This window comes from Neorhizobium sp. P12A (genome assembly GCF_008365395.1).
Taxonomy (GTDB): Bacteria; Pseudomonadota; Alphaproteobacteria; order Rhizobiales; family Rhizobiaceae; genus Rhizobium.
On record NZ_QOVX01000013.1, the window covers coordinates 19,007 to 43,517 of the forward strand.

A 24,511-nucleotide genomic window follows, 5' to 3' on the forward strand; every position below is an offset into this window, starting at 1 on the left:
GGAGAAAGTGTATTAACCAGCCCGTCTCTGTGGCCTCTGTCTCGGCAATTGCGGCAGTGCAGATCCGGACCGGCTTACCCTTGCAGGGACGCGCTGTGACAGAATGGCGCGGAACCCATTTTGCGATAAAAGATACATTGTACGTATATCTTTTGTCGAATAAATCTCCTGCATCGATAGATCTGAAAGCAAGGAGACCAAGATGTCAGAACCTCTCAGCGAACCGATAAGGGCCATCGTCCAGGCCACAGTGCCGGCGCTTGCGGCGCATGGAACGGACATTACAGCGGCGATGTATCGGCGGCTGTTTAGGGATGCCGAAGTGCGCGATCTCTTCAATCAGTCCAATCAGGGGGAGGGCGGCCGGCAGACCAAGGCACTTGCCGGTGCGATCCTTGCCTATGCCCGCAACATCGACAATCTCGGCGTCATGGGGGCAGCCGTCGAGCGTATCGCGCAGAAGCATGCCGGCCTGCAGATACTGCCGGCTCACTATCCCTATGTCGCGTCAGCGCTGCTCGGCGCGATCGAGGAAGTGCTGGGCGAGGCTGCGACGAGCGAGGTCCTTGCGGCCTGGGGCGAAGCCTTCTGGTTTCTGGCAAACATCCTGATCGGCCGCGAGAAGCAGATCTATGGGGACTTGCAGAACTCCGAAGGCGGCTGGACGGGATGGCGGCAGTTCCGCATCGAGACCAGGCGGCGGGAGAGCGACATCATCACGTCCTTCATCCTGCGGCCGGTCGATGGCGGCGCCGTGATACGTCACCGCCCCGGCCAGTACCTGACGTTTCGCGTTGCTTTGCCTGGGCTCTCGCCCCAGCGGCGCAACTACAGCATCTCGTCGGCACCGAACGGCGAGACTTATCGTATCTCCGTCAAGCGCGAACCACATGGGCTGGTTTCCAACGCATTGCACAACGATTTTGAAGAGGGCGCGCTGCTCGATGTCGCCCCGCCGACCGGCGATTTCTTCCTCATCGAAAAGCCGCAGCGCCCCATCGTGTTGCTCAGCGGCGGCGTAGGGTTGACGCCGATGGTAAGCATGCTGGAAGCGATTGCCGGCTCGGATGGCAATGTGCCCGTTCATTATGTCCATGGCGCTCAGGATGGCCGCGTCCACGCCATGGGCTCGCATGTCCGCGCGCTGGCGGCTGACCGTCCGCATCTGAACACGACGATCTTCTACCAGGCGCCGACCGATGAGGACGAGAAGGGCGTGCATTACGACCATGACGGCTTTGTCACCGTCGACTGGCTGGCCGACAATACGCCGATTGCCGAGGCCGATTTCTATCTCTGCGGTCCCAAGCCGTTCCTCGCCGCCTTCGTCAAGGGGCTGGCCGGTGCCGGCGTGCCGGAGAGCCGTATTCACTACGAATTCTTCGGCCCTGCCGATAATCTTTGACGGCAAAGACTGAGAGTGCCTCCGGATTCCGGCCTGAAGTCCGGAGGCCTATTTTAGATTTCACCGATAAAATGATGGATTGGCAAGGTATCTTTGTGTGGTAGATATCCATCCGCCATTTCCATCGTTGTTCGGACAGCAGACCATGCGACTGACCGTTTACTCCGACTATGCGTTGCGCCTGATGATGTATCTCGGGCTGAACGGCGATCGTCTTGCGACCATTTCAGAGATTTCCGAAGCCTACGATATTTCGAAGGCTCATCTGATGAAAATCACCCATGAACTTGGACAGAAAGGTCTCATTGAAACTGTGCGAGGGCGTCAGGGCGGAATGCGGCTGGCACGCGGTGCCTCCGAGATCGGTGTCGGTGAGATCGTCAGGGCATGCGAGCCCGATTTTGCCATCGTTCCCTGCATGGAGGCGGGGTCAACCATGGTCTGCGCGGTTCAGCCAGCCTGCGTTCTCAAGCGTGCGCTGGCTTCTGCGGCTGCTGCTTTTCTGGATGTGCTCGACGGCTATACGCTGGCGGATCTCGTTCGCCCCTCGGTGCCGCTACGCCAGCTTTTGGGTATCAACCTGGATGTCGTTCGGGCACCCCGGCCTAACCCTCGATGATCTCGAACTGGTCGGGTGTCGCCGCGGCAAGTTCCGCCCAGTCGAGTTCCCGTTCAAGGGCGTGGAAGACATCGTCATCGATCGCCCCGCTGCGGCGCAACTCTGCGAGCTTGACGCGTTTGGCCCTGATGGTTTTCCGCCTAAGCTTGTCGAACTCGCTGGCTTCACGGGGGTGAATTCCGCTGCTGGTCAGTTTGCGCTCTCCGCGATAGATTTCGCGCAGCGTACGGACCTCATCCGTCTGTTCGGACTTGTCCAATTCATCGAGTGCAGTATCGAGCAATGCCAGTCGCGTGGCGGCGATCTCGTCGCGCAACGAGTCGTCGCTTTTAAATTTAAGCAGATGGATCAGGGGGCCCAGCGTCAGGCCCTGCAAGATAAGCGTGCCGAGTACGACGGCGAGAGCGCTGAATACGATCAGATCGCGCGAAGGAAAAGAAGCCGGAAGAGCGATTGCGGTTGCAAGCGTGACTACGCCGCGCATGCCGCACCATCCCGCAAGGATGGTCATCGCCATGGATGGCGACCTCTCCGAAACGATCCCCGCCTTGGCGAGACAATGGAGCACCCGATTGTAGAACAACACCCACAGCATGCGAACGCCGACCACGACAAGGAATACCGAGGCGGCAAAAAGCGAGGCAAAAGCCAGGTCGTGTTGATAAAGCTGCATGATCGTCGCGCGCGCCTGCATGCCCATCAGCAGAAATGCCAGTACATTGAGCATGAAGATGGTCGCTTCCCAGACCGAGTAGGAATGGATACGGTTGCGCGCCGTCTGCCGCTCAGGCATGTAGCGGGCAATGACCATTGCATAGACGACGATGGCAAGCACGGCGGAAAGATGCAGCCGCTCTGCGATCACCCAGGTGCCGAAGGTGGCGACGAATTCGAAAAGCGACCCGCCGAGCGTGCCTGCGAGCCTTGTCGCCAGAAGCAGGTAGAGCTTGCCGAGAAGAAAGCCGAGGAGCAGTCCGCCCGGGACGGCAAGGGCAAGCCGAGGGGCGAGTTCCACGAGGGGGACGATCCCAGATGCCGTCGAAACTGCGGCGCTGAAAATGAGCAGCGCCACGGCATCGTTCAGCAGGCTTTCACCTTTTAACACGGCAAATGCCCGGCGCGGCAGGGAAAAGCGGCTGAGCATGGCCGTTGCGGCGGCCGCATCCGGCGGCGCGACGATTGCGCCGAGTGCGATCGCGGCGGCGACCGGCAGTCCTGCAAAGGCAACGCCGAGCCAGGCAACGGCGAGTGTGGTGAGGATCACGGCGATGGCGGCCAGCGATATTAGTGGCAGCCAATTCTGTCTCAATGTCCGCGGCGGCAGATCGTAGGCGGCGTCGAAGAGGGCGGGTGAAATAAACAAGGCGAGCGCAAGCTGGGGATCGATCGAGATCGCCGGCGCCCAGGGCAGCGCCGCAACGAGTACGCCGGCGACCGCTAGCATGGTCGGATATGGAATGACCAATCGGCGCGACGGCTGCAGGACTATGACCGCTACCGCCAGCAGAGTGAGCAAGCTTTCGAAGAAGGCCATGATTGAGGTTCCCCTTGGCGTCGATCATGTCCGGAAAAATGCGGAGGGCAAAGAGGTAAGCTGCCAGGCTCGGAAGGGAACGCACTTTTGGCGAAATGGTTTCCGGCTAATCTTGTCACGGCATTGTCCGGGTCTCGACAAAGATTCTTCCGTCGGGAATGGAAGTTTTCATGACATATGTCATTTAATTGGTTTATGATGATGGTCGTCATTTAAGTCGTCGCAGAGAGGAATGCCATGTCCGCCTCAGATCCCGTTGTCATCGTTTCGGCCACACGCACACCACTCGGGCGTTTCCAGGGAGAACTATCGGCGCTTGCTGCGCCGGAACTCGGCAGCCATGTCATTCGCGCGGCGCTTGAGCGCGCCGGCCTCTCGCCGGAACGCGTCGAGGAAGTGCTCTTCGGCTGTGTTCTTCCGGCCGGCCAGGGACAGGCGCCCGCCCGGCAGGCTTCTAGAAAGGCGGGCCTTCCCGATGCAGTCGGCGCAACCACGGTCAACAAGGTCTGCGGTTCCGGCATGAAGGCGACGATGCTGGCGCATGATCTCATCCTTGCCGGCTCAGCCTCGATCGTGGTGTCGGGCGGCATGGAATCGATGTCGAACGCGCCCTACCTGCTGGCCAAGGCGAGGGGTGGCTATCGCGTTGGCCACGACACGATTTTTGATCACATGATGCTCGACGGCCTGGAGGACGCCTATGAGAGGGGCCGGCCGATGGGTGATTTCGGCGAGGCAGCGGTCGAGGCCTACCAGTTCACCCGTGACGATCAGGATGCCTATGCTGTCGAAACCCTGACCCGGGCGCGGACGGCGATCGAAAGCGGCGCCTTCGAAGCCGAGATCACGCCCCTGTCGGTGCCCGCGAAAGGTGGTCCTGTCACGATCAGCAAGGATGAGCACCCGTTGAGGGTCTCGCCCGAAAAAATCCCGACGCTAAAGCCAGCCTTCCGCGCCGACGGAACAATCACGGCGGCTAGTGCATCCGCAAATGCCGATGGCGCGGCCGCCTTGGTGCTGACGCGGCGCTCCGTTGCCGAGCGCGAGGGCCTTCCCATCCTCGCCGAGATCAAGGCCCATGCGACCCACAGCCAGGAGCCGGCCTGGTACACTACCGCGCCGATCCCTGCGATCCGCAAGGTGCTCGACAAGACCGGCTGGAAGGTCGGGGATGTCGACCTTTTCGAGATCAACGAGGCCTTCGCCGTCGTTGCGATGGCCGCCGCAAAGGATCTCGGCATCGAGCGTGATCGCCTGAACGTCAATGGCGGCGCTTGCGCGCTCGGTCATCCGATCGGCGCGACGGGAGCCCGGCTGATCGTGACGCTGCTGCACGCGCTGGAGCGCCGCGGCGCCACGCGGGGCGTGGCTGCACTCTGCATCGGTGGCGGCGAGGCGACGGCGATCGCCGTCGAACGGGTGAACTGAACTGCCCCAACGGCTCACCAGCCGTAGCGGCGTTCGCTGCTAAATGCGCAAACTCCGAAAAAGCGTCCGGCTAGCCGGTTTGGACGGTCGCCGCTTCAGCAAGTTCTTCCAGGATCGGGCAATCGGGCCTGTCATTGCCATGACAGGCATGGACGAGGTGCTCGAGCGTTCGCCGAAGCTCGGTCAGTTCTCGGATCTTGCGATCGATCTCGGTCAGTTTGGATGAGGCGATCTCGCGGACGTCTGCGCTGGCGCGGCTCTTGTCCTCATAGAGCGCCAGCAATTGCCGGCATTCCTCGACGGAAAAGCCGAGACCGCGCGAGCGGTGGAGGAAGCGCAGCTTGTGCACGTCGTCGCTGCCATAGTCCCGGTATCCATTATCGGCCCGATCCGGATGGATCAGGCCTATATCTTCATAATAACGGATCGTCTTTGCCGGCAGGCCGGATCGATCAGATGCTTCGCCGATATTCATGTCGTTCTCCTATAGCTCTTCCCGCCGCAGCCGTAGAGCGTTGCCGATGACCGAAACCGACGACAGGCTCATGGCTGCAGCCGCGATCATCGGCGACAGCAACAGGCCGAAGACCGGGTAGAGAATGCCGGCCGCGAGGGGTATGCCGAGCGCGTTGTATCCGAAGGCGAAGCCGAGGTTTTGCTTGATGTTGCGGATCGTCGCCTCAGACAGATGACGCGAGCGGACGATACCGTTCAGATCGCCCTTGACGAGCGTGATGCCGGCGCTTTCCATCGCGACATCGGCGCCAGTGCCCATGGCAATGCCGACATCGGCGGAAGCGAGCGCCGGCGCGTCGTTGATGCCGTCTCCGGCCATGGCGACGACCGCACCGCGGGCGCGGAGTTCATCGACCAACGCTTTCTTGCCTTCGGGCAATATATCGGCACGGACCTCATCGATGCCAAGGCTCCTGGCGACGGCAGCAGCAGTGACCGCATTGTCGCCTGTTGCCATGATGATTTTCAGTCCGCTTGCATGCAGCGCCCTGATCGCCTGCGCCGTCGTGGGTTTGATCTGGTCGGCGACCGCGATCAATCCGGCCAGCTTGCCGCCGAGCGCGACGAACATCACGGTCTTGCCGTCGGAGCGGAGAGTGGTCGTTTCTGCATTCAACGTGGCGACATCAATATCAAGATCGGCCATCATTGCGCTGTTGCCGAGCGCAACAGCGGTATCGCCGGACAGGCCCTGAACACCCTTGCCGGTTATGGCCTCGAAGCCTGAGATGTCGCCGAGCACGGCACGGCGCTCCTCGGCGCCAGCGACGATCGCCTCGGCCAGTGGATGTTCCGAGCCGCGCTCGAGGCTGGCGGCCAGCGACAGCAGACGGTTCTCCTCCATGCCGTCCACGGCAAGCACATCGGTGAGCCTTGGCTTGCCTTCGGTCAGCGTCCCCGTCTTGTCGACGATCAATGTATCCACCTTGGCAAAGCGCTCCAGCGCCTCGGCATCCCGGATGAGCACGCCGGCATGCGCGCCGCGGCCCGTCGCGATCATGATCGACATCGGCGTGGCAAGGCCGAGCGCACAAGGGCAGGCGATGATGAGGACGGCAACGGCTGCAAGCAGCGCATGCGCCAGCCGCGGTTCCGGGCCGACGAAAGCCCAGATTGCAAAGGCTGTGATGGCGGCAAGAACGACGGCAGGCACGAAGACTGCCGACACACGATCGACCATGCCCTGGATGGGTGCACGGGACCGCTGTGCCTTGGCGACCATGTCGACGATCCGCGACAGCATGGTGTCGGCACCGACTTTCTCGGCGATCATGATAAGCCCGCCGTTGCGGTTGATCGTCCCGGCAGTCAGGGCATCGCCCTTGCTCTTCTCGACCGGGAGGGGCTCGCCCGTAATCATCGTTTCATCGACCGTCGATTGACCTTCTGTAACCGAGCCATCCACGGGGACGCGCTCGCCCGGCCGGATGCGCAGCCGGTCGCCTGTCCTGACGTCATCGACCGGGATGTCCGTTTCGCTGCCGTCGGCATGGATAAGCCGTGTCGTTTTGGGAGCAAGGTCGAGAAGGGCGCGGATCGCTGAGCCGGTGCGTTCGCGTGCCTTCAGCTCCAGAACCTGGCCGACGAAAACCAGTGCAACAATGACGGATGCCGCCTCGAAATAGACCGGAACGGCCTCGTCATGGCCACGGATGCTCATCGGGAAGATATCCGGCGCCAGCGTCGCGACCACGCTGTAGATATAAGCCGTTCCAACGCCGAGCCCGATCAGAGTCCACATGTTCGGACTGCGGTTGACCAGCGAGTTCCAGGCGCGGCGGAAGAAAGGCTGGGCCGCCCAGATGACAACAGGCGTTGCGAGGATGAATTCGATCCAAGTTGCGGCGGACTCGCCGATCGCCTCGCGCAAAGGCAGGCCGAGCATCGGTCCCATGCTGAGAATGAGCAGGGGGATCGACAGGGCAGCGCTGATCCAGAGGCGGCGCGTGAAATCGACGAGTTCCGGGTTGGGGCCTTCGTCGGCTGCGGAAACTCCCATCGGCTCCAGCGCCATGCCGCATTTCGGACAATCGCCCGGTTTCTCGCTGATGACTTCCGGGTGCATCGGGCAGGTATAGAGCGTGCCCTTCGGCATCGGTTTCGCCGCCGGCTGGCCGCTGCGATAGGCATCGGGATTGGCTTCGAATTTCACTTTGCAGCCGTCGGAGCAGAAATAGAACTTCTCGCCCTCGTGCGTCAAGAAATGCCGCGCTGTCGAACGATCGACATTCATGCCGCAGACCGGGTCCTTGGCGGTCAGGTAGTCCTGCGGCGTTGCCTCGAATTTTCCGCGGCAGCTGTCGCTGCAGAAATGATAGGTACGGCCGTTGTAATCCAGCGTGGGCTTGCCGGCACGGGGATCGACGGTCATGCCGCAGACGGGGTCGCGGATTACCGCGCCGTCGCCGCCGTGGGTGTGATGGCCTCCGTGGTCATGGTGGTGATGCGTGTGATCATGTTCTTCATGCAATGTCATGTCAGGCTCCAGATGCTCGCAAGAGCAGTTGGCAGCCCTTATGAACCTTCCAGCAACTGGAAGGTCAAGCACTTTTCGAACCGTCCACTAAACTGTCGTGAAGCGAACTTTGCTGATAGGTTCCGCATGACGATTTCCGTGAAGTGATTCCAATGCGATACGATCTCAGCGACCTCCCGCTATCCGAACTTCTGCCTGCCTTAAGCCAGGCGGAGGACATGCTGGCGCGGCTTGATGAACGTGTGTTGAGACACGCTGTCGCCGATGGATTTAAGGAGCGCGGTCATTTCTTCGATTCTGTTGCGGCGCTCTGGGTCGGCGGCGAACTCGTCCATGTCGAGGATTTGGTGCTGCATGACGCCCATATGGATGCGCGTGCCCCGACCCATGAGTTGACCATCGCCCACGCTGTCCTGCGGGCGCGCCGCCGCCTCTGGAATGCCGAACCGGCCTGGGGCATCAGTCCGGCCGGAATTGCGGCGATACGGGGCGGGGCGGAGGGTGCGGACGATGTCGTCGTGCCACGTCCTCCCTCTTTGCAGACAGCCGAAGATGCAGGCGAAATCGGCGATGAGGACGAAGAGGAAGATTCTCTCGCCGCTGAATTTGCCGAGATCGACGCTATTCTTGCGCGGTCCGAACGCGCTCTCGAGGCAGGCGCCGGCATCTCAGAAAGTCGCTCGGCTGCCACGGACGTCGATCCGCTGGGGCTGGTCCATGATGAAGAATGGGACGAGGAAGAACGGCTTCAGGCATGGCGAAACGTAATCCGCGATGCGGATGCTTTACCGCCATCTCTCGGTGCCGCCATACTTTTCGATGCCTGGGAACGGATCGAGCCGCTGCGCCGGCAGCACTGGATGGGCAGCCTGCTCGTCAGCGCCTATCTGCGCAGCCGCGGAAAGGTCACCTCCCATCTCTTCAGTCTCAATGTCGGCTTGAAGTCGATCCGTCACGAACGCCGCCGGTCCCGCGATGGTACGCTTCGCCTGCTGGCCTTCCTGGATGCCATGACACAGGCGGCTGATGCCGGCTTGAAGGAGCTCGACCGGCTCTCGCTTGCCAGGAGCCAGATGGAGCGGCGAATGAAGGACCGGCGCTCGAACAGCAAGCTGCCCGGCGTGATCGAACTCATCCTGTCGCGACCGATCGTATCGGTGAATATGGTCGCTCGGCATGTCAATGTGACGGCCCGTGGAGCCCTCAATCTCGTTGGTGAACTCGGCGTACGGGAAATGACCGGCAGAGGGCGTTATCGCGGCTGGGGTGTCCTCTAGACGCTTCCCTGGCGGGAGAAAGAAGGGAAGTGGTTCGCCGACAATCCCGCCATCCGGACACTTGGCTCTAGGCAGCTCGTTGGGCCGGAACATTCGCATGAACAAGACGTTTGCAGGTCCTGGGGAGCGCGTAGAACGCTAAACAGGGAGTTGAACCCATGGCCGAGAAGACGCTGGACGACCTTTTCCATGACACACTGAAGGATATCTACTATGCCGAGCGGCAGATCCTGAAAGCCCTGCCGAAAATGGCACGCGCTGCAAAGGCACCGGAACTGCGCGCCGCTTTCGAAAAACATCGCGAGCAGACGGAAGGCCATGTCGACCGGCTGCAGGAAGTCTTCGAGATCATCGGCAAGCGGGCACAGGGCAAGACCTGCGAAGCCATCCAAGGCATTATTGCCGAAGGAGAGGAAATCATCGAGGAATTCAAGGGCACCGCGGCACTCGACGCCGGCCTCATCTCTTCGGCACAGGCCGTCGAGCATTACGAGATCACCCGCTATGGAACATTGAAGGCCTGGGCGGAAAAGCTCGGGATGAAGAATGCCGCCAAGCTTCTGGACGCAACCCTCCAGGAGGAATCCGAGACCGATATGGCGCTGACAAGTCTGGCAAAATCAGCGGTGAATTCCGCTGCACAGAAGAAGGTCGCTTGAAGTTGAACGTTACGGTCGCAGCGCCCTTGAAAGCGTTGCGACCTTTCTAATTTTCAATTGTAACGTTGAAGCGGATAGCGACCCGGGGGCCATGAAGCTGAACCATATCTTCACGATCTTTTCCACTGCCGTGGCAGAAGGTGCGGGCAAGCCCGTAACCTTCGGCATTGCCTTCATTGTTATTATCCTGTGGGCCATTTCTGGCCCGTTCTTCGGCTATTCCGAAACCTGGCAGCTCGTGGTCAATACAGCGACCACCATCGTGACCTTTCTGATGGTTTTCGTCCTTCAGAATTCGCAGAACCGCGACAGCAAGGCGATCCAGACGAAACTTGACGAACTCATCCTCACCAGCAAGGCGCAAAACAAATTCATCGGCGTCGAAAATCTCGATGAGAACGAGCTGCGCGCGCTCAGCAAGAGCCTGCACAAGCAAGCCGAACGCATCGAGGCGAAGGTCGATCGAAAACGAACCAAGAAGAAACCTGTGGCACAGGCCGCTAAATCGGCATCGCTAAGAGAAGAGGCGGTATCCCTGCCAAAGAGTTCTCGAACTGCCCGCAACACCGTTGTCCCATCGGCCGGCAAGAGCAAATCATAAGGCTCAAGCGCCTTGCCACTGGGGTTGTTCGATCACCTTTCATGATCCGGCGAGTTCCAGGGACATCCTTATGGATCGGACGTTCCTCGTCTAGGGTCCGCAAGAGACCCTTTAGGAGGAAGCACCAAGAGAAGACGACAGCGACCGGATCGAGGTCCGGTCGCGCTCTGTCAACGGTGCAAGAACTGTCTGATCTTTTCAGCTCTTCAGGAGGTTTGTTCCATCCCCTGTCTTAGACGCTACGCTCGATGATGATCTTCAGCGCATTGCGGTTGCCGTCCCAATAGGGAAGGGCGCCTTCCGCTTCGTCAAACGGCACGATCTTGGAGATCAGCGCATCGGCCTGGTCGCCGATCGTCTCGAGATGGCTGATGACGTCGCGGAAATCCTGCATGACGGCGTTGCGTGAACCCATGATATCGAGCTCTTTCAAATTGAAGAACTGCGTCTGGTAAGTCACCGGTGCCTTGGAATAGCCAACATAGACGACACGCCCACCGAAGCAGGCCAGATCGATCGCCTGCGTGAAGGTCGCGGGCAGGCCGACGGCTTCGAAGGCGACATCGACGCCGTCGTCACCCGTAAGCTCGCTGACCCTTGCCACCACATCTTCATTGCCGGCATCGATCGTTTCGACCGCACCGAAGGTCTTAGCGAGAGCACGTTTTTCTTCGCTGAGATCGACGGCAATCACCTCGGCGCCTCGCGCGACCGCAGCAATCAGCACGCCCATGCCGATCATGCCGCAACCGAGCACGACAACGCGGTCGCCGTGTGAAACCCGGCCACGCTCGACCGCGTGGAAGCCGACGGAGAGTGGTTCGACAAGAGCAAGGCGATGCGCAGGCAGAGTATCGTTCAGGATGAGCTTTTCCGCCGGCAGAACGATTTCCTCCGCCAGGCCGCCATCCTGCTGAACGCCGAGCGTCTTGTTATAGCGGCAGGCGTTCAATCGGCCTTTGCGGCAAGAGGTGCATTTGCCGCAGTTGGTATAGGGCAGAACGATGACGCGCTTTCCGGGCTGATAGGCCGCATCGACGCCTGCGCCGACTTCAAGGATTTCGCCGCCGATTTCGTGGCCGGGGATGCGCGGAAGCTTCACCAGCGGATTGAGGCCTTTGAATGTATTGAGGTCGCTGCCGCAGAGGCCGATATGGCGAACGCTCACCCGGACTTGGCCGTTCCCGAGCGGCGCTTCTTCCACCTCGTGAAAGCGGGTAACGTTCTCCGCCTCGATCATCAATGCCTTGATCATGCTGCCCTCCCCCGGCGCCTGCCGAGCGCCGATCTTTCGGGCATCCGGACAGGTATCCAGCCTTCATATCTATTTCGCAAAGCAAACGCCACGGCTCTCTTGCAAAAGCCGTGGCGCCTTTGATGTCAGCAGCGACTATTGGGCCGCTTCGCTTGCCCCTTCGGGAACGTCAGGCTGCTTCTCTTCCGGCAACTTGCCCTTGAAGATGCGGCGGACGCTGACGAAGAGCAACGGTATGAAGAACACGCCGAGCACGGTCGCCGAGATCATGCCGCCCATGACGCCGATACCGATCGAGTTCTGGCTGCCGGAGCCGGCGCCATTGGCGATCGCCAACGGCAGAACGCCGAGGATGAAGGCGAGGGAGGTCATGAGGATCGGGCGCAGACGCTGCCTTGCCGCCTCCAGCGTCGCTTCGATCAGCGGCTTGCCGGTCTTCTGCTGATCGATCGCAAATTCCACGATCAGAATGGCGTTCTTCGCAGCCAGACCGATTGTCGTGAGCAGGCCGACCTTGAAGTAAACGTCATTCGACTGGCCGAACAGGGTTGCCGCTGCCAAGGCGCCGAAGATACCGATCGGAACCGAGAGCATGACGGCGAGCGGGATCGACCAGCTTTCATAGAGGGCTGCCAGCGCAAGGAAGACCACGAGGATCGAGATCGCATAGAGCTGCGTCGCCTGGTTGCCCGAAAGCTTTTCCTGTGCGGACAAGCTCGTCCATTCATGGCTGAAGCCCGGAGGCAGCTTGGCCATGATCTGGTCGATCTCGTTCATGGCGTCGCCCGATGAAACGCCGGGAGCTGCCGCGCCCTGGATTTCGACTGCGGAGGAGCCGTTATAGCGTTCGAGGCGCGGCGAGCCATAGGTCCATTTGCCGGTCGCGAAGGCTGAGAACGGCACCATGTCGCCGCTGGAGTTCCGGACATACCAGCGATCGAAATCCTCCGGCTGCATGCGGAATTTGGAATCGGCCTGGACATAGACCTTCTTCACGCGCCCGCGATCGATGAAGTCGTTGACATAGGTGCCGCCCCAGGCCGTCGACAGGGTGGAGTCGATGTCGGCGAGGTTGATGTTGAGCGCGCTCGCCTTTTCCTGGTCGATCTCAACTGAGTATTGTGGCGTGTCTTCCTGCCCGTTTGGACGGGTGCCGAAAAGCTTGGGATCCTTGCCGGCGGCTCCGAGCAGAATATTGCGGGCAGCAATGAGCTGGTCATGGCCCGCGCCGTTAATGTCCTTGATGAAGAAGTCGAAACCTGACGAGCTGCCGAAGCCGGGAATTGCCGGCGGGGCAAGCGCAAATACGCTACCATCCTTGATCTTGGAGAACGCCCCCATGGCGCGGCTGGCGATCGCCTGCGCCTTCCCTTCCTTCGTCGGCCGCTGAGCAAAGTCCTTCAGCTTGATGAAGGCGATCCCTACGTTTTGGCCCTGTCCGTTGAAGCCGAAGCCGGCAACGGTGAAGACGGCGTCTACATAGGGCTTCTCTTTTTCGAGATAGTAGTTTCTCACCTGCGCCAGAATCTGCTTCGTTCGATAGTCGGTGGCGCCTGGCGGCAGCTGCACGCTGGTGAGCAGAATGCCCTGGTCTTCATCGGGCAGGAACGAGGTCGGTAGCTTGTTGAAGAGATAGCCGACAGCACCTGCAATCAGAACGAAGATAATAAGGAAGACCGGCGTGAACCTGATGATGCCGCGGACGGACCGCTGATATCCGCGGGTACCGCGATCGAAATTGCGGTTGAACCAACCGAAGACGCCGCGTTCCTTGGCGCCATGCTTCGGCTTCTTCAGGATCGTCGCGCAGAGCGCCGGCGTCAGGATCAAGGCCACCACGACCGACAGGATCATGGCCGAGACGATGGTCACCGAGAACTGGCGATAGATAACGCCGACCGAGCCGGAGAAGAAGGCCATTGGAATGAAGACGGCGGACAGAACGGTGGCGATGCCGATCAGGGCGCCGGTGATTTCTTCCATGGATTTGATCGTCGCCTCGCGAGGCGAGAGATCTTCTTCCTCCATGACGCGCTCAACGTTCTCGACAACAACGATCGCATCGTCGACGAGAAGACCGATCGCGAGCACCATGCCGAACATTGTCAGCGTGTTGATCGAATATCCGAAGAAGGACAACACGCCGAACGTGCCGAGCAGAACGATCGGAACGGCGAGCGTCGGGATCAGCGTCGCGCGAATGTTCTGCAGGAACACGAACATGACGATGAAGACGAGCACGATTGCTTCGAACAGCGTCTTGACCACGTCCTCGATCGAGAGCTTGACGAAGGGTGTCGTATCGTAAGGATAGACGACCTCAACATTGGGCGGCAGCGTCTGCTTCAGGCTGTTGATGGTGTTTTCCACCGCCTCGGCCGTATCGATCGCGTTTGCGCCCGATGCAAGGTTGATGGCGAGACCGGCCGAAGGCTGGTTGTTGTAGGCGCTCGAGCTGGTGTAGCTGTCGGCACCCAGCTCGACACGGGCCACGTCGTTCAACCGGACGAGCGCGCCATCGGGCTGGCTCTTCAGGATGATGTTTTCAAACTGCTCCGGCGTCTGCAGGCGGCTCTTGGCCGTCACCGTCGCATTCAGCTGCTGACCTTTTACCTGCGGAAGAGCGCCGAGCTGGCCCGCGGAAACCTGCGTGTTCTGGGCTTCCACTGCGCCAACGACATCTGACGTCATCAGCTGGTATTTCGCAAGCTTGTCGGGGTCGACCCAGATACGCATTGCATACCCGGCGCCGAACAGCTGCGTGTCACCGACACCTGGCACGCGCTTCAGCGTGTCGTTGAGCGTGCTGTTGACATAGTCCGCAAGGTCGTTGCTGCTGAGCTTGCCGTCGGTCGACACGAAACCGATAACCATCAGGAAGTTCGAAGTCGACTTCGAAACGACGATACCCGTGTTCTGGACAATTTGAGGCAATTGCGCGGTAACCAGCTGCAGCTTGTTCTGCACCTGCATCTGGGCAACGTCGGGGTTTGCCTTGTTGTTGAAGGTGAGCGAGATCGATGCCTGGCCGGTCGATGTCGAAGTCGCGGCCATGTAGTCGAGGTTGTCGATACCGGTCATGCCCTGCTCGATGACCTTGGTCACCGAGTTTTCGACGGTCTGCGCGTCCGCACCTGAATAGGTGGCGCTGATACGCACTGTGGTCGGTGCAATCTGGGGATACTGCGAGATCGATAGCGTCGTAATCGACAACGCGCCGGCCAGCATGATGATAATGGCTATAACCCAGGCAAAGATCGGCCTGTCGATGAAAAAACGCGACATCGATCTACCTCACTTCGTCGAGCCGGTGATGACGCTCTTGTCTGCGCCACCGGTCTGCGGCTTGGCGCTGTCGCCAGCATCAGCCTGCTTCAACTCGCCACTGGCGTCGTCGATGGTCACGGAAGCGACAGTGACGTCCTGGCCGTCACGGATGCGCTGGGTGCCTTCGACGATGACGCGATCGCCATCCTTGATGCCGTCAGCAACAAGCCAGCTGTTGCCGACGCTGCGCTGTACGGCGAGCACGCGCTGCTGCACCTTGCCGTCTGCGGTGACGAACATTGCCGTCGGCTCACCCTTGGTGTTTCTGGTGACCGCGCGCTGCGGAACGAGGAAGCTGTTTTCGGCAACACCTTCCTGCAACGTTGCGCGGACATACATGCCGGGCAGCAGGATCCGTTGCGGGTTCGGGAATACGACGCGCACCGACACGGTGCCGACCGCCTCGGCAACCGCGGATTCGAGAAACTCGAGCTTGCCGACCTGATCGAAGGTCGAGCCGTCTTCGAGGGTCAGACGCACCGAGACGTTGTCGCCGCTGGTCTTCAGGCGCCCCTCGTCCACTGCGCGACGGAACTTCAGGAGGTTGGTGCTGGACTGCGTAACGTCGACATTCATCGGGTCCAGCTTGCGGATCGTCGTCAAGGCTGTCGTCTGATCCGCCGTCACCAGCGCGCCGACGGTGACGGTCGAGGCATCGACGCGTCCGGAAATCGGTGCACGAATCTTGGTGTAGTCAAGGTTGATCCGGGCTGTCTCCAGCGCGGCCTTGGCGGAGGCTACATCCGCCTGTGCCTGGATCAGCGTCGAATTGGCGTCGTCGAAATCCTGCTGGCTGACCGCGTTCTGTGCGCTGAGGCCCTTGTAGCGATCAAGCTTTGCCTGGGCGCTTGGAACCGCACCCTGCGCCTTCGTCAGCGCCGCCTGGGCACTGTCATAGGCGGCCTGATAGGCGGAAGGATCGATTTCGTAGAGAACGTCGCCTTCCTTGACCTCGCTGCCTTCCTGGAAATTGCGTTGGCGGATAATGCCGCCGACCTGCGGCCGGACTTCGGCGACCAGATAGGCGGAGGTGCGGCCCGGCAGCTCGGCGGTGATTGCAACCGACCGCGGATGCAATGTCACGGCGCTGACTTCGGTCTTCACGGCCGGCGCATTGTTCTGCGAGGCCTTCTGTTCGTTGCAGCCTGCGAGCAGCACCGTGGCAGCGATACCCATGGCAAGGAGACCAAGCCTGTATCCGCGAACCCGATGCCCGTCGAACGAGACCTCGCGGAACCGACCGAGAGCTTGAGAGGTAGAGGCGAGCTTTTCCACGTTGCTATTTCCCAGGATGCTAATTATTGTACGATGGAGTACAGAAAATATGTGTGTTGGGGCAAATGTCAATCGGTTTAAGGTTCGGAAAGATCAATGGAGCGTCGGCAAAAACTCATAGCTGAAGGCGCATCCTCTCCGCCAGTGCGACGGCCCCGGGGCCGTCCGAAAGCTGCTAGCGATACCGCTAAGCGAATGAAAATCATCGCGGAAGCGCAAAAAACCTTCGAAACGTTGGGATACGGCGGAACGACAATGGACCTTGTTGCTTCGCGCTGCAAGATTTCCAAGCAGACGCTCTATCAACTCTTTGCTAGTAAACTTGAACTTTTCGTCGCTGTGATGGCCGTTCACCGCCAAAGCATGCTGGCGCTCCCGCGTGCGCCGGGTGCGGATATGCCGATTGCTGAAGAGCTCGCAGAGATTTTCATGATCGATATCGATGAGGAGGCCGAACGCGAGCGTTGGCCTTTCATTCAGGCGCTGATACTGGACGCACAGCAATTTCCCGAAATCAGCGAAGCCTTGCAGACATATGGCGTCGATGAGTCACGCCAGATTCTCGCCGACTGGCTGACGATACAGCGGTCCGAGGGCAAGATCGATATCGACGATACGCTGAGCGCCGCCCGCATGCTGATGGACATGATCTTTGCCGCGATGGTCGGCCCATCCGGGCACGCCAACTATTGGCCTGATAGAGAAACGCGGAGCAGGCACCTGCGACGCTGCATAGATGTCTTTCTCAACGGCGTTCGTCCGGGGCGATGAGCATGCTGGTACAATAAGCGCCCACCTCAAACGAACATGCCGGCATGATCCCATCGGATCATGCCGGCATATGTTTTTCTCCGGCCCCCACCAGAGAAAAAATTCGATGGAACTGTCAGTGCCTGGGCATGGAGACGTTTGTTTCCAGGACTTCTTCAAAAACCGGCTGCTGTAGGCCGTTTGCGTACATTTCCTGAAGAACGGCGCTGAGTGCAAGATCCAGGCACCAGACGGGAAAATCCGCGTTCAAGCCCTTGGCGCTCTGGCGTGCGTAGGTAATCAGGCGCGCGATCGAAGCGAGTTCCTTTAACGAGTGGGAATCGTGGCTCGTCGGTTCGATCGGAAATATTGCTGTCATTGTCTGCCCCTTGCCTTGTTATTGTCGCGACCGGAGCGCTGCACTTCCCTCAAAGAGCAGCCTGCTTCCGATCTTCGATCAGGTGCACCTTCTCTCAAGGTGCTTCCTGAAGGGACTATAGCCCATGTCGTGTGGGCTGGCGCGTGACAGGAGGCGTGACACAGGTATGGATTGCGTTGGCGCTCGCATTTTTCAATTCCAGGGCGCCAAACAAGGGGATAGTCGTCAGAAAATCAAGGAATTACGGCCGGCATGAACGTCGGCTCACGGGAACTGCGTCGGTCTAGTTGCGCAGACCGACAGACAAGTCAGCCGAAAGTTGGCTATGGGGCAGAGCGGATTCCGCAGACGACGCGTTCGCCAACGACTGCACGAGCATGAGGACAGACTGGCGGACGCTCGGATCGGTGATCTTCATGAAGGCCTTGTTGAGGCCGAGACCTTCCTTGGATGTCAGGAATTCAGACAGATCTTCCAGGCCGTCGAAGCCGCCGATGCCATCGGTGGTCAGAGCCTGCGAATTATCCTGCTGGAAGAAGAAACTGACCGGTATGGCAAGCACGGCGGCAATTGTCTGCAACCGGCTGGCGCCAATGCGATTGGTGCCCTTTTCGTATTTCTGGACCTGTTGGAATGTTACGCCGATGCGATCGGCCAGTCGTTCCTGGCTCATGCCGAGCATCAGGCGGCGCATCCGGACGCGCGAACCGACATAGGCGTCGATGGGATTGGGTAGCTTTACACTCACTGCGCCGTCTCCTTGTTTTACAACAGCACGGTGCAACTACGCATGAACCCGCCTGCGCTGTGCCCCCGGGAAAGAGGCAAGGACTTAATCCCATTAATCGCACAATCTGTAATAAAACGCGGCGAGTTTCAACTAAAAGTCTTCACCCGTATAAACTTTCAACAGCCATAGGGATGACGGGCAGCTCAAATACAGCTTCATTGCGGGTTGAATACCGACGCCGACCCGCAACGAAATACCGGGCAGGCGAGATTGTCTTTCGTGGGGACTGAGCTGCGAGCCGCATAGCCTCGCAATAACCCGTGGTATGTCGGCACAATTTCGACTGAGCGATTGGCTCGTTTTCAGAGCCGCGGATAGACTCGGCGAATCTCGTCCATGTAGAAGCGGCCCGGTGATTTCGCGGCCACAAGCTCCTTCACCACCTTCGCAGGCACGACACCGAAATAGCGTACCTCGCCGTTCATGAAGTGCACATCCAGCCGCTTCACCTCATCGTCGTAGCGAACTGCTTCGATGAGTGATGATTTCACCGGCATCCATTCCATTCTGAGCTCCCCTGGCCTGCAGCAACAAATGAAGCCAATCGAAAGGCATTCATTGCACGCCAATGACCTTTACAATTTCGTCATCTTTGGGGAGCGAAGTCAACGGATTAGGGGTGATACAAACGAGTTATCTATCACCGATTGTATAAGCAAAGTCCAAAATTGGTTCAATTTACGTCTTGACCCTGTAATATTAGGGGCACTTAATGCACGTTGTCCGGTCGTGCCCGCGCCCGGACAAGTTGCTGGAGTCTTTGGCCCGCTGAACCAAGAACAGCGGGTCTTTTTTTATTCGTTTTTTGCTATCTTTGCGGGGCTCGCCATGCCTAGCGGCAAGGGGGGACAGCGAGCCCCGGCCGTCCAAGCACGGCGCTGCGGACGATCCACCAGAAAGCTACGTCCGTCCACAAACTTGTGCTTTAATTCCTGATTGCGCAACTCGCACAAGCATTGTGAAAAACCTACTCGTCAGGGAGGTTGCCTCATCAATTGGGGCTAAGCCTCTATCTTATAATCCGTGAAATTTTGCAGCGGATTGAAAATGCCGTGCGTCCTTTGCGTGTGAAATTCGACGGGCGACGCCGCTCTCTCGGAAAGTCCTGGCGCTGAAAGCTGACTGAAAGGTTAGCGTGCTAGCTTTAGAGAACATCGCGGAGGAAGCCGGATGCCTGTCGGGCGACGGGAAGCGATGAGGACCATAACTCAGGAGGAGATTTCCTATGCGCTCGTCACGCGCTCTTTTTCATACTGTAGCCCTTTCCGTCGTCATGACCGCCGCCTCGCTCGGCGCGACCGCCCACGCGGCCGACAAAATCACCATTATGGTCGGTGGCTATGAGAAGCAGATTTATCTGCCGGCCAAGCTTGCCGAAGCTCTCGGTTACTTCAAGGATGAGGGGCTCGACGTCGAGATCCTCAACGAATCCGCCGGCGTCGACGCCGAAAACCAGCTGCTTGCCGGTGCCGTGGAAGGCGTCGTCGGCTTCTACGATCACTGCGTCGACCTGCAGGCCAAGGGCAAGTTCGTCGAATCCATCGTTCAGTTCAGCCAGGCTCCCGGCGAAGTCGAGCTTGTCTCGAGCAAGCATCCGGAAATCAAGTCGCCCGGAGATTTCAAGGGCAAGAGCCTTGGCGTTACGGGCCTTGGTTCCTCGACCAACTTCCTGACGCTCTACATGGCTTCGAAGGCTGGCCTGCAGCCGGGTGACGTGGTTACCGTTCCCGTTGGCGCGGGCGCTACTTTCATTGCCGCCATGCAACAGGATCAGATCCAGGCCGGCATGACCACCGAGCCGACGATCTCGCGCATGCTGAAAACCGGCGAAGCTAAGGTTCTCGTTGATATGCGCACCGTTGAAGCAACCCGCCAGGCACTTGGCGGCACCTATCCGGCGGCTTCCTTCTATCTCGAGACCTCCTGGGTCGAAGCCCACAAGGAAGAATCGCAGAAGCTCGCCAATGCCTTCGTGAAGACGCTGAAGTTCATCAACACGCATTCTGCCGCCGAGATCGCCGACAAGATGCCGAAGGATTTCTACGTCGGCGACAAGGACGGCTACATCAAGGCGCTGGACGAAGGCAAGGGCATGTTCACGCCTGATGGCGTCATGCCGGAAGACGGCCCGAAGACGGTTCTCGCCGTGCTCTCCGAGTTCTCCAAGAACGTGAAGGGCAAGCAGATCGACCTTTCGAAGACCTACACGACCGAATTCGTCAAGAACGTCAAGTAAGCGTCCATCGCACCGCTTCCGGCCAACCGCCGGAAGCGGCTCAGATTGATCCCGGGCCTTGCGTGCATGCCCGCTGAAAGCACGCTTCAGGTTATCACGATGCAACAGGATAAAGGCCGGACACCGGCAATCGAGCTGATCAATGTCAGCCGCCGCTTCGTATCGCCGACAGGCAAGTCTTTGACGGCGCTGCGCGATTTCAACATGTCCGTCGAGCGCGGCGAATTCGTCGCCGTTGTCGGTCCGACCGGTTGCGGCAAGTCGACCACGCTCAATCTCGTGACGGGACTTGCGCGCCCGAGCGCCGGCGAAGTTCGCCTGATGGGCGGCCCGGTCAGCGGCATCGATCCGCGTGTTGGTTTCGTCTTCCAGACGGATGCGCTGTTTCCATGGAAGAATGTCATCGACAACGTCATGGCCGGCCCGCTCTTTCGCGGCAAGTCGAAGGCGGAAGCGGAGAGACTGGCCAAGGATTGGCTCGCGCGCGTCGGTCTTTCGAGATTCCTGCACCACTATCCGCATCAGCTCTCGGGCGGCATGCGCAAGCGCGTCTCGCTGGCACAGACCTTTATCAACGAGCCGGAAATTCTGTTGATGGACGAGCCCTTCTCGGCGCTCGACGTCCAGACCCGCACCGTCATGCATGAAGAGCTGCTGAAGCTCTGGGCAGAGCGCAAGGCCTCGGTCGTCTTCGTCACCCACGATCTCGAAGAGGCCGTGGCGCTTGCTGACAAGGTCTACGTGCTCACCGCCGGCCCGGCAACGGTCAAGTCGGTCTATCCGATCGATCTCCCGCGCCCGCGCGTCGTCTCGGAAATCCGCTACGAGCAGAGCTTCATCGATTATTGCAAGACCATCTGGGACGACCTTCGCGAAGAGGTCGAGACCAGCTATCGCCGCGCCAGCGAAGCGGCGTAAGGGAGGACAGGATCATGGCACATACAACCCTTGAGGCCGGAACGGCTCCCGTGTTCCGCACCGGGACCTCGGATGCGGAAATCGAAGCAGCGGCGCTGAAATCGATCCAGCGTCGCAAGAATCTGGTGCTCTTCTGGCAGATCGCGATCCTCGTCATCGTTATCGGCCTGTGGGAACTGTCCTCCAATCTGCAGTGGATCGACCCATTCTTCTATTCGAGCCCGAGCGCCATCGTGCAGCGTCTCTATGAGTGGGCGACGGAAGGGACGACCGAGGGCTCGCTCTGGTACAATCTGTGGGTCACCATGGAAGAGGCGCTGATCGGCTTCTTCGCCGGCTCGATCACCGGCGTCCTTGTTGGCATCGGTCTTGGCCGCAACAGGTTCCTGTCGGATATCTTTTCGGTCTATATCAAGGCGATCAACTCGATCCCGCGCGTCGTGCTTGCGCCTATCTTCATCATGATCATGGGGCTCGGCCTGCCGTCCAAGGTGGCGCTCGCCTTCATCATGGTCTTCTTCGTCGTCTTCGCCAACGCCTTCCAGGGTGTGCGTGAGGCGGATCGCAACATGATCGCCAACGCCCGCATCCTCGGAGCCTCCAACTGGCAGGTGACGCGCACGGTCATCGTCCCCTCGGCCATGAGCTGGATCTTCGCCAGCCTCCACGTCTCCTTCGGCTTTGCCATCATCGGTGCGATCGTCGGCGAGTTCGTCGGTGCGCGCTTCGGCATCGGTCAGTTGATCTCGATCGCCAAGGGAACCTTCGATGCCGCCGGCATGTATGCGGCGATCATCCTTGTCATGATCGTAACGCTGGCTGCCGAAGCGATCATGACCATTGTCGAGAACCGGCTCGCCAAATGGCGCCCGCAGCAGCACATGGACATTCAATAAACACAGAATCCACCCGCAAACTCAAAAGGCCGGGCGCCCCCACCCGGCCTTCTTTTTTGCCTTGAGACTGACTCCTACGCCGCCGGCAGCCGTATCGTCACCCGGAGCCCGCCGCCCGCCGCTTCGTCGAGCTCAACCGAGCCTCCGGCGCTGTCGACGACTTCGCGCACGATGGCGAGGCCCAGACCGCTGCCCTCCTGCTCGGTGCCCATGATGCGGTAAAAACGCTCGAATACCTGACCGCGCTCGGCTTCGGGAATGCCGGGTCCGTTGTCTTCGACAGCGAGAATGGCAACGTCGTCCTGCTTCGAAATGCTCGCCGTAACCGTTCCGCCCGATTGCGTATAGCGCAGCGCGTTGTCGACCAGATTGACCAGCATCTCGCGCAGCATTGTGCCGTCGCCTTCGACGAAAACAGGCTCTTCCGCCTCAAGGCCGAGGTCGAGGTTTCGCCTCAGCGCTTCCTCGGCGTGACTTTCCAGGATCTGACGGGCGATGGCGGAAAGATCGATCCTGTCATTGCGCGGCCGACGCGCGCCGTGTTCGGCACGCGACAGCGTGAGAAGCTGGCTCGCCAGGCGGGTCACCTGACGGGTGCTGCCGCGCAGCGCTTGCAGAGCCTCGTCCCTGCGGCCCGAGTCCGCTTCGCGCGCGGCGACGCTTGCCTGCGTCGAAATCAACGCGAGCGGCGTGCGCAGTTGATGGGCGGCGTTGGAAACGAAGCGCCTCTGCGCAGCCATCTGGTTCTGCACCCTTTCCATATGGTCGTTGAGGGCATGGACGAGCGGGCGAAGCTCACTTTGCACCATATCGGGCCGCAAGGGGTCGAGCCTGTCGCGGCCGCGATCGCGGACCGCGTCGCGCAGCCGCAGGACGGGTGCCAATCCGCGCTGTAAGCCGATGATGGTGACCAGGCCGGCAAGCAGGACCAGCACGAGTTGCTTGGTGAAATCCGACAGCCAGAGACTGCGGCGCATAGCATGCTGGCCATTGCGCGTCACCGCGACGGTCACCGAGATGTCGCCATCATTCGGCAAGCCGACGACAGGATGGTTGAGCATCACCATGCGCACCGGGTCGCCGCGAAAATTGCCGTCTTCGCCGGTCTGTTCGATCTTGGGCTGGGGCATGCCGGGAAAGCCGGTCACCAGGCTGCCCCATGCAGTCACCACCTGATAGAACACCCGGTCTCCATATCCCGTATCGAACATCTCCAGTGCAGCAGGGGGAATATCGACCGCGACCGTGCCGCCCGCATCGACATGGACAGCTTCCGCGATAACGCGGGCCGAGGCGAGCAGCGTATGGTCAGTGACGAGATCGGCCGTGATGTCGGCCGAGCGAAAGCTAAGGTAGAGATTGATGCAGATTGCGCCAAACAGCGTCAAAAGCACCCATGCCAGCAACTGGATCTGAAGGCTCTCGCGGAGCCTGTGAAAGACGCGGCTCATTTTCCCGCGTCTAATTGCCGTGTCTTCAGTGCGCATGGCGCAACAGATATCCGAGGCCGCGCAGGGTGGCGATCTGCACCGTGCTGCCCTCCAGCTTCTTGCGAACCCGATGTACGTAGATTTCGATGGCGCTCGGATCAGCGACGTCATCGAAGCCGAAGACGCTCTCCGAAAGAGCTGTCTTGGTAACTGTCGTGCCGACCTTCATGATGAGGTGTTCAAGCACGGCATGCTCCCGGGGCGTCAGTGCCAGCGTATCGCCGCCGAGAGAAAATTGCCGTGTGCCTCCGTCGAAGACCAGATCGCCGATGGCGATCTCCGGTGCTGCGCGGTCATGGCCGCGACGAACGAGCGCCCGGATACGGGCTTCCAGTTCCGCAATTTCGAAAGGTTTGGCGAGATAGTCGTCGGCACCGCTGTCAAGGCCGGCAACACGGCCATCGAGGCTGGCATTGGCCGTCAGGATGATGATGGGCACCTTGTTGCCGCCCTGGCGCAGCCGTTTCAGCAGGGTCAGGCCATCGAGTTTCGGCAGAGACAGATCAAGAATGACGACGGCGTAGGCAGCGACTTTCAGCATGTGTTCCGCGTCTTCGCCGTCATGCGCTATATCGACGGCATACTGCGCCTGGCGCAGCGCCTTGCCGAGCCAGGAAGCCAGTTCGCGGTTGTCCTCGACGATCAGAATCCTCATGCGAAAACATATTACAAGCACGCGA

Annotated in this window: 21 protein-coding genes; 10 read left to right on the forward strand and 11 right to left on the reverse strand. The window is 60.0% G+C overall.

Annotation, left to right across the window (positions count from 1 at the left end):
* The first annotated feature begins 202 nt into the window (after positions 1–202).
* Together hmpA and DTW90_RS26380 are read left to right on the forward strand one after the other, a co-directional pair.
* Complete coding sequence (gene hmpA / locus DTW90_RS26375; protein ID WP_149342185.1) at positions 203–1,405, forward strand: NO-inducible flavohemoprotein; 1,203 nt, start codon at positions 203–205, stop codon at positions 1,403–1,405.
* A 145-nt stretch (positions 1,406–1,550) separates the two neighbouring features.
* Positions 1,551–2,024 carry an Rrf2 family transcriptional regulator gene (locus DTW90_RS26380; protein ID WP_149342187.1) on the forward strand — a complete coding sequence of 158 codons (474 nt, stop codon included), beginning with the start codon at positions 1,551–1,553 and terminating at the stop codon, positions 2,022–2,024.
* Here the strand turns inward: DTW90_RS26380 and DTW90_RS26385 are convergent.
* Positions 2,011–3,558, reverse strand: coding sequence for a cation:proton antiporter (locus DTW90_RS26385; RefSeq protein WP_149342189.1), 1,548 nt, complete (start codon positions 3,556–3,558; stop codon positions 2,011–2,013). The genes DTW90_RS26380 and DTW90_RS26385 overlap by 14 nt on opposite strands.
* A 237-nt stretch (positions 3,559–3,795) precedes the next feature.
* Here DTW90_RS26385 and DTW90_RS26390 point away from each other — a divergent pair, with 237 nt between their 5' ends.
* On the forward strand, positions 3,796–4,986 hold the full coding sequence (locus DTW90_RS26390; RefSeq protein ID WP_149342191.1) for an acetyl-CoA C-acyltransferase: 1,191 nt from the start codon (positions 3,796–3,798) through the stop codon (positions 4,984–4,986).
* A 70-nt stretch (positions 4,987–5,056) separates the two neighbouring features.
* Here DTW90_RS26390 and cueR read toward each other — a convergent pair whose 3' ends face one another.
* Entirely contained in the window at positions 5,057–5,461 is a 405-nt protein-coding gene (gene cueR, locus DTW90_RS26395) for a Cu(I)-responsive transcriptional regulator (RefSeq protein WP_132524523.1), read from the reverse strand.
* A gap of 9 nt (positions 5,462–5,470) precedes the next feature.
* Positions 5,471–7,978 (reverse strand): heavy metal translocating P-type ATPase, encoded by a 2,508-nt coding sequence (locus DTW90_RS26400; protein WP_149342193.1) that lies wholly within the window; start codon positions 7,976–7,978, stop codon positions 5,471–5,473.
* A gap of 152 nt (positions 7,979–8,130) precedes the next feature.
* On the opposite strand from DTW90_RS26400, the gene DTW90_RS26405 reads away from it, so the two are divergent.
* The 3 genes from DTW90_RS26405 to DTW90_RS26415 all read left to right on the forward strand — a co-directional run bounded on the left by DTW90_RS26405 (position 8,131) and on the right by DTW90_RS26415 (position 10,515).
* Positions 8,131–9,255, forward strand: a complete 1,125-nt coding sequence (locus DTW90_RS26405) for an RHE_PE00001 family protein (RefSeq protein WP_149342195.1) — start codon at positions 8,131–8,133, stop codon at positions 9,253–9,255.
* A gap of 158 nt (positions 9,256–9,413) precedes the next feature.
* Positions 9,414–9,914: a ferritin-like domain-containing protein gene (locus DTW90_RS26410; protein ID WP_132524518.1), complete on the forward strand. Its 501-nt coding sequence runs from the start codon at positions 9,414–9,416 to the stop codon at positions 9,912–9,914.
* A 91-nt stretch (positions 9,915–10,005) separates the two neighbouring features.
* A complete protein-coding gene (locus DTW90_RS26415) occupies positions 10,006–10,515 on the forward strand; it encodes a low affinity iron permease family protein (protein WP_149342196.1) in 510 nt (169 codons plus the stop codon).
* A gap of 232 nt (positions 10,516–10,747) precedes the next feature.
* Here the strand turns inward: DTW90_RS26415 and DTW90_RS26420 are convergent, their stop codons facing one another.
* The 3 genes from DTW90_RS26420 to DTW90_RS26430 all read right to left on the reverse strand — a co-directional run bounded on the left by DTW90_RS26420 (position 10,748) and on the right by DTW90_RS26430 (position 16,273).
* Positions 10,748–11,770, reverse strand: a complete 1,023-nt coding sequence (locus DTW90_RS26420; RefSeq protein ID WP_149342198.1) for a zinc-binding alcohol dehydrogenase family protein — start codon at positions 11,768–11,770, stop codon at positions 10,748–10,750.
* Positions 11,771–11,905: 135 nt separating this feature from the next.
* Positions 11,906–15,055 carry an efflux RND transporter permease subunit gene (locus DTW90_RS26425; protein WP_132524515.1) on the reverse strand — a complete coding sequence of 1,050 codons (3,150 nt, stop codon included), beginning with the start codon at positions 15,053–15,055 and terminating at the stop codon, positions 11,906–11,908.
* 9 nt (positions 15,056–15,064) lie between these two features.
* The gene (locus DTW90_RS26430; protein ID WP_132524629.1) at positions 15,065–16,273 is read right to left on the reverse strand and encodes an efflux RND transporter periplasmic adaptor subunit; all 1,209 of its coding nucleotides are present in this window, start codon (positions 16,271–16,273) and stop codon (positions 15,065–15,067) included.
* A gap of 195 nt (positions 16,274–16,468) precedes the next feature.
* Here DTW90_RS26430 and DTW90_RS26435 point away from each other — a divergent pair, with 195 nt between their 5' ends.
* Positions 16,469–17,143, forward strand: coding sequence for a TetR/AcrR family transcriptional regulator (locus DTW90_RS26435; protein ID WP_149342200.1), 675 nt, complete (start codon positions 16,469–16,471; stop codon positions 17,141–17,143).
* Positions 17,144–17,258: 115 nt separating this feature from the next.
* Here DTW90_RS26435 and DTW90_RS26440 read toward each other — a convergent pair whose 3' ends face one another.
* The 3 genes from DTW90_RS26440 to DTW90_RS26450 form a co-directional block, all read right to left on the reverse strand.
* Positions 17,259–17,501, reverse strand: coding sequence for a hypothetical protein (locus DTW90_RS26440; protein WP_149342202.1), 243 nt, complete (start codon positions 17,499–17,501; stop codon positions 17,259–17,261).
* A 283-nt stretch (positions 17,502–17,784) separates the two neighbouring features.
* Positions 17,785–18,249, reverse strand: coding sequence for a helix-turn-helix transcriptional regulator (locus DTW90_RS26445; protein WP_132524512.1), 465 nt, complete (start codon positions 18,247–18,249; stop codon positions 17,785–17,787).
* A gap of 344 nt (positions 18,250–18,593) precedes the next feature.
* Complete coding sequence (locus DTW90_RS26450) at positions 18,594–18,797, reverse strand: KTSC domain-containing protein (RefSeq protein WP_132524511.1); 204 nt, start codon at positions 18,795–18,797, stop codon at positions 18,594–18,596.
* A 719-nt stretch (positions 18,798–19,516) separates the two neighbouring features.
* On the opposite strand from DTW90_RS26450, the gene DTW90_RS26455 reads away from it, so the two are divergent.
* From DTW90_RS26455 to DTW90_RS26465, 3 genes are all read left to right on the forward strand, one after another.
* On the forward strand, positions 19,517–20,527 hold the full coding sequence (locus DTW90_RS26455) for an ABC transporter substrate-binding protein (protein ID WP_149342204.1): 1,011 nt from the start codon (positions 19,517–19,519) through the stop codon (positions 20,525–20,527).
* 99 nt (positions 20,528–20,626) lie between these two features.
* Positions 20,627–21,445, forward strand: coding sequence for an ABC transporter ATP-binding protein (locus DTW90_RS26460; RefSeq protein WP_149342206.1), 819 nt, complete (start codon positions 20,627–20,629; stop codon positions 21,443–21,445).
* 14 nt (positions 21,446–21,459) lie between these two features.
* Positions 21,460–22,341 (forward strand): ABC transporter permease, encoded by an 882-nt coding sequence (locus DTW90_RS26465; protein ID WP_149342208.1) that lies wholly within the window; start codon positions 21,460–21,462, stop codon positions 22,339–22,341.
* Between the two features lie 74 nt (positions 22,342–22,415).
* Here DTW90_RS26465 and DTW90_RS26470 read toward each other — a convergent pair whose 3' ends face one another.
* Both DTW90_RS26470 and DTW90_RS26475 read right to left on the reverse strand, forming a co-directional pair.
* Positions 22,416–23,828 carry a sensor histidine kinase gene (locus DTW90_RS26470; protein ID WP_149342210.1) on the reverse strand — a complete coding sequence of 471 codons (1,413 nt, stop codon included), beginning with the start codon at positions 23,826–23,828 and terminating at the stop codon, positions 22,416–22,418.
* Complete coding sequence (locus tag DTW90_RS26475) at positions 23,818–24,486, reverse strand: response regulator (protein WP_149342212.1); 669 nt, start codon at positions 24,484–24,486, stop codon at positions 23,818–23,820. The genes DTW90_RS26470 and DTW90_RS26475 overlap by 11 nt, the downstream gene beginning before the upstream one ends.
* Positions 24,487–24,511: the final 25 nt, after the last annotated feature.

Coding starts and splice junctions, on each gene's coding strand:
- DTW90_RS26420 (WP_149342198.1), bottom strand. CDS start 11,770: ATGATCAAGGCATTGATGATCGAGGCGGAGAACGTTACCCGCTTTCAC.
- DTW90_RS26455 (WP_149342204.1), top strand. CDS start 19,517: ATGCGCTCGTCACGCGCTCTTTTTCATACTGTAGCCCTTTCCGTCGTC.
- DTW90_RS26400 (WP_149342193.1), bottom strand. CDS start 7,978: ATGACATTGCATGAAGAACATGATCACACGCATCACCACCATGACCAC.
- DTW90_RS26385 (WP_149342189.1), bottom strand. CDS start 3,558: ATGGCCTTCTTCGAAAGCTTGCTCACTCTGCTGGCGGTAGCGGTCATA.
- DTW90_RS26390 (WP_149342191.1), top strand. CDS start 3,796: ATGTCCGCCTCAGATCCCGTTGTCATCGTTTCGGCCACACGCACACCA.
- DTW90_RS26430 (WP_132524629.1), bottom strand. CDS start 16,273: ATGGGTATCGCTGCCACGGTGCTGCTCGCAGGCTGCAACGAACAGAAG.
- DTW90_RS26465 (WP_149342208.1), top strand. CDS start 21,460: ATGGCACATACAACCCTTGAGGCCGGAACGGCTCCCGTGTTCCGCACC.
- DTW90_RS26380 (WP_149342187.1), top strand. CDS start 1,551: ATGCGACTGACCGTTTACTCCGACTATGCGTTGCGCCTGATGATGTAT.
- hmpA (WP_149342185.1), top strand. CDS start 203: ATGTCAGAACCTCTCAGCGAACCGATAAGGGCCATCGTCCAGGCCACA.
- DTW90_RS26475 (WP_149342212.1), bottom strand. CDS start 24,486: ATGAGGATTCTGATCGTCGAGGACAACCGCGAACTGGCTTCCTGGCTC.
- DTW90_RS26435 (WP_149342200.1), top strand. CDS start 16,469: ATGGAGCGTCGGCAAAAACTCATAGCTGAAGGCGCATCCTCTCCGCCA.
- DTW90_RS26425 (WP_132524515.1), bottom strand. CDS start 15,055: ATGTCGCGTTTTTTCATCGACAGGCCGATCTTTGCCTGGGTTATAGCC.
- DTW90_RS26450 (WP_132524511.1), bottom strand. CDS start 18,797: ATGGAATGGATGCCGGTGAAATCATCACTCATCGAAGCAGTTCGCTAC.
- DTW90_RS26470 (WP_149342210.1), bottom strand. CDS start 23,828: ATGCGCACTGAAGACACGGCAATTAGACGCGGGAAAATGAGCCGCGTC.
- cueR (WP_132524523.1), bottom strand. CDS start 5,461: ATGAATATCGGCGAAGCATCTGATCGATCCGGCCTGCCGGCAAAGACG.
- DTW90_RS26460 (WP_149342206.1), top strand. CDS start 20,627: ATGCAACAGGATAAAGGCCGGACACCGGCAATCGAGCTGATCAATGTC.
- DTW90_RS26415 (WP_149342196.1), top strand. CDS start 10,006: ATGAAGCTGAACCATATCTTCACGATCTTTTCCACTGCCGTGGCAGAA.
- DTW90_RS26410 (WP_132524518.1), top strand. CDS start 9,414: ATGGCCGAGAAGACGCTGGACGACCTTTTCCATGACACACTGAAGGAT.
- DTW90_RS26405 (WP_149342195.1), top strand. CDS start 8,131: ATGCGATACGATCTCAGCGACCTCCCGCTATCCGAACTTCTGCCTGCC.
- DTW90_RS26440 (WP_149342202.1), bottom strand. CDS start 17,501: ATGACAGCAATATTTCCGATCGAACCGACGAGCCACGATTCCCACTCG.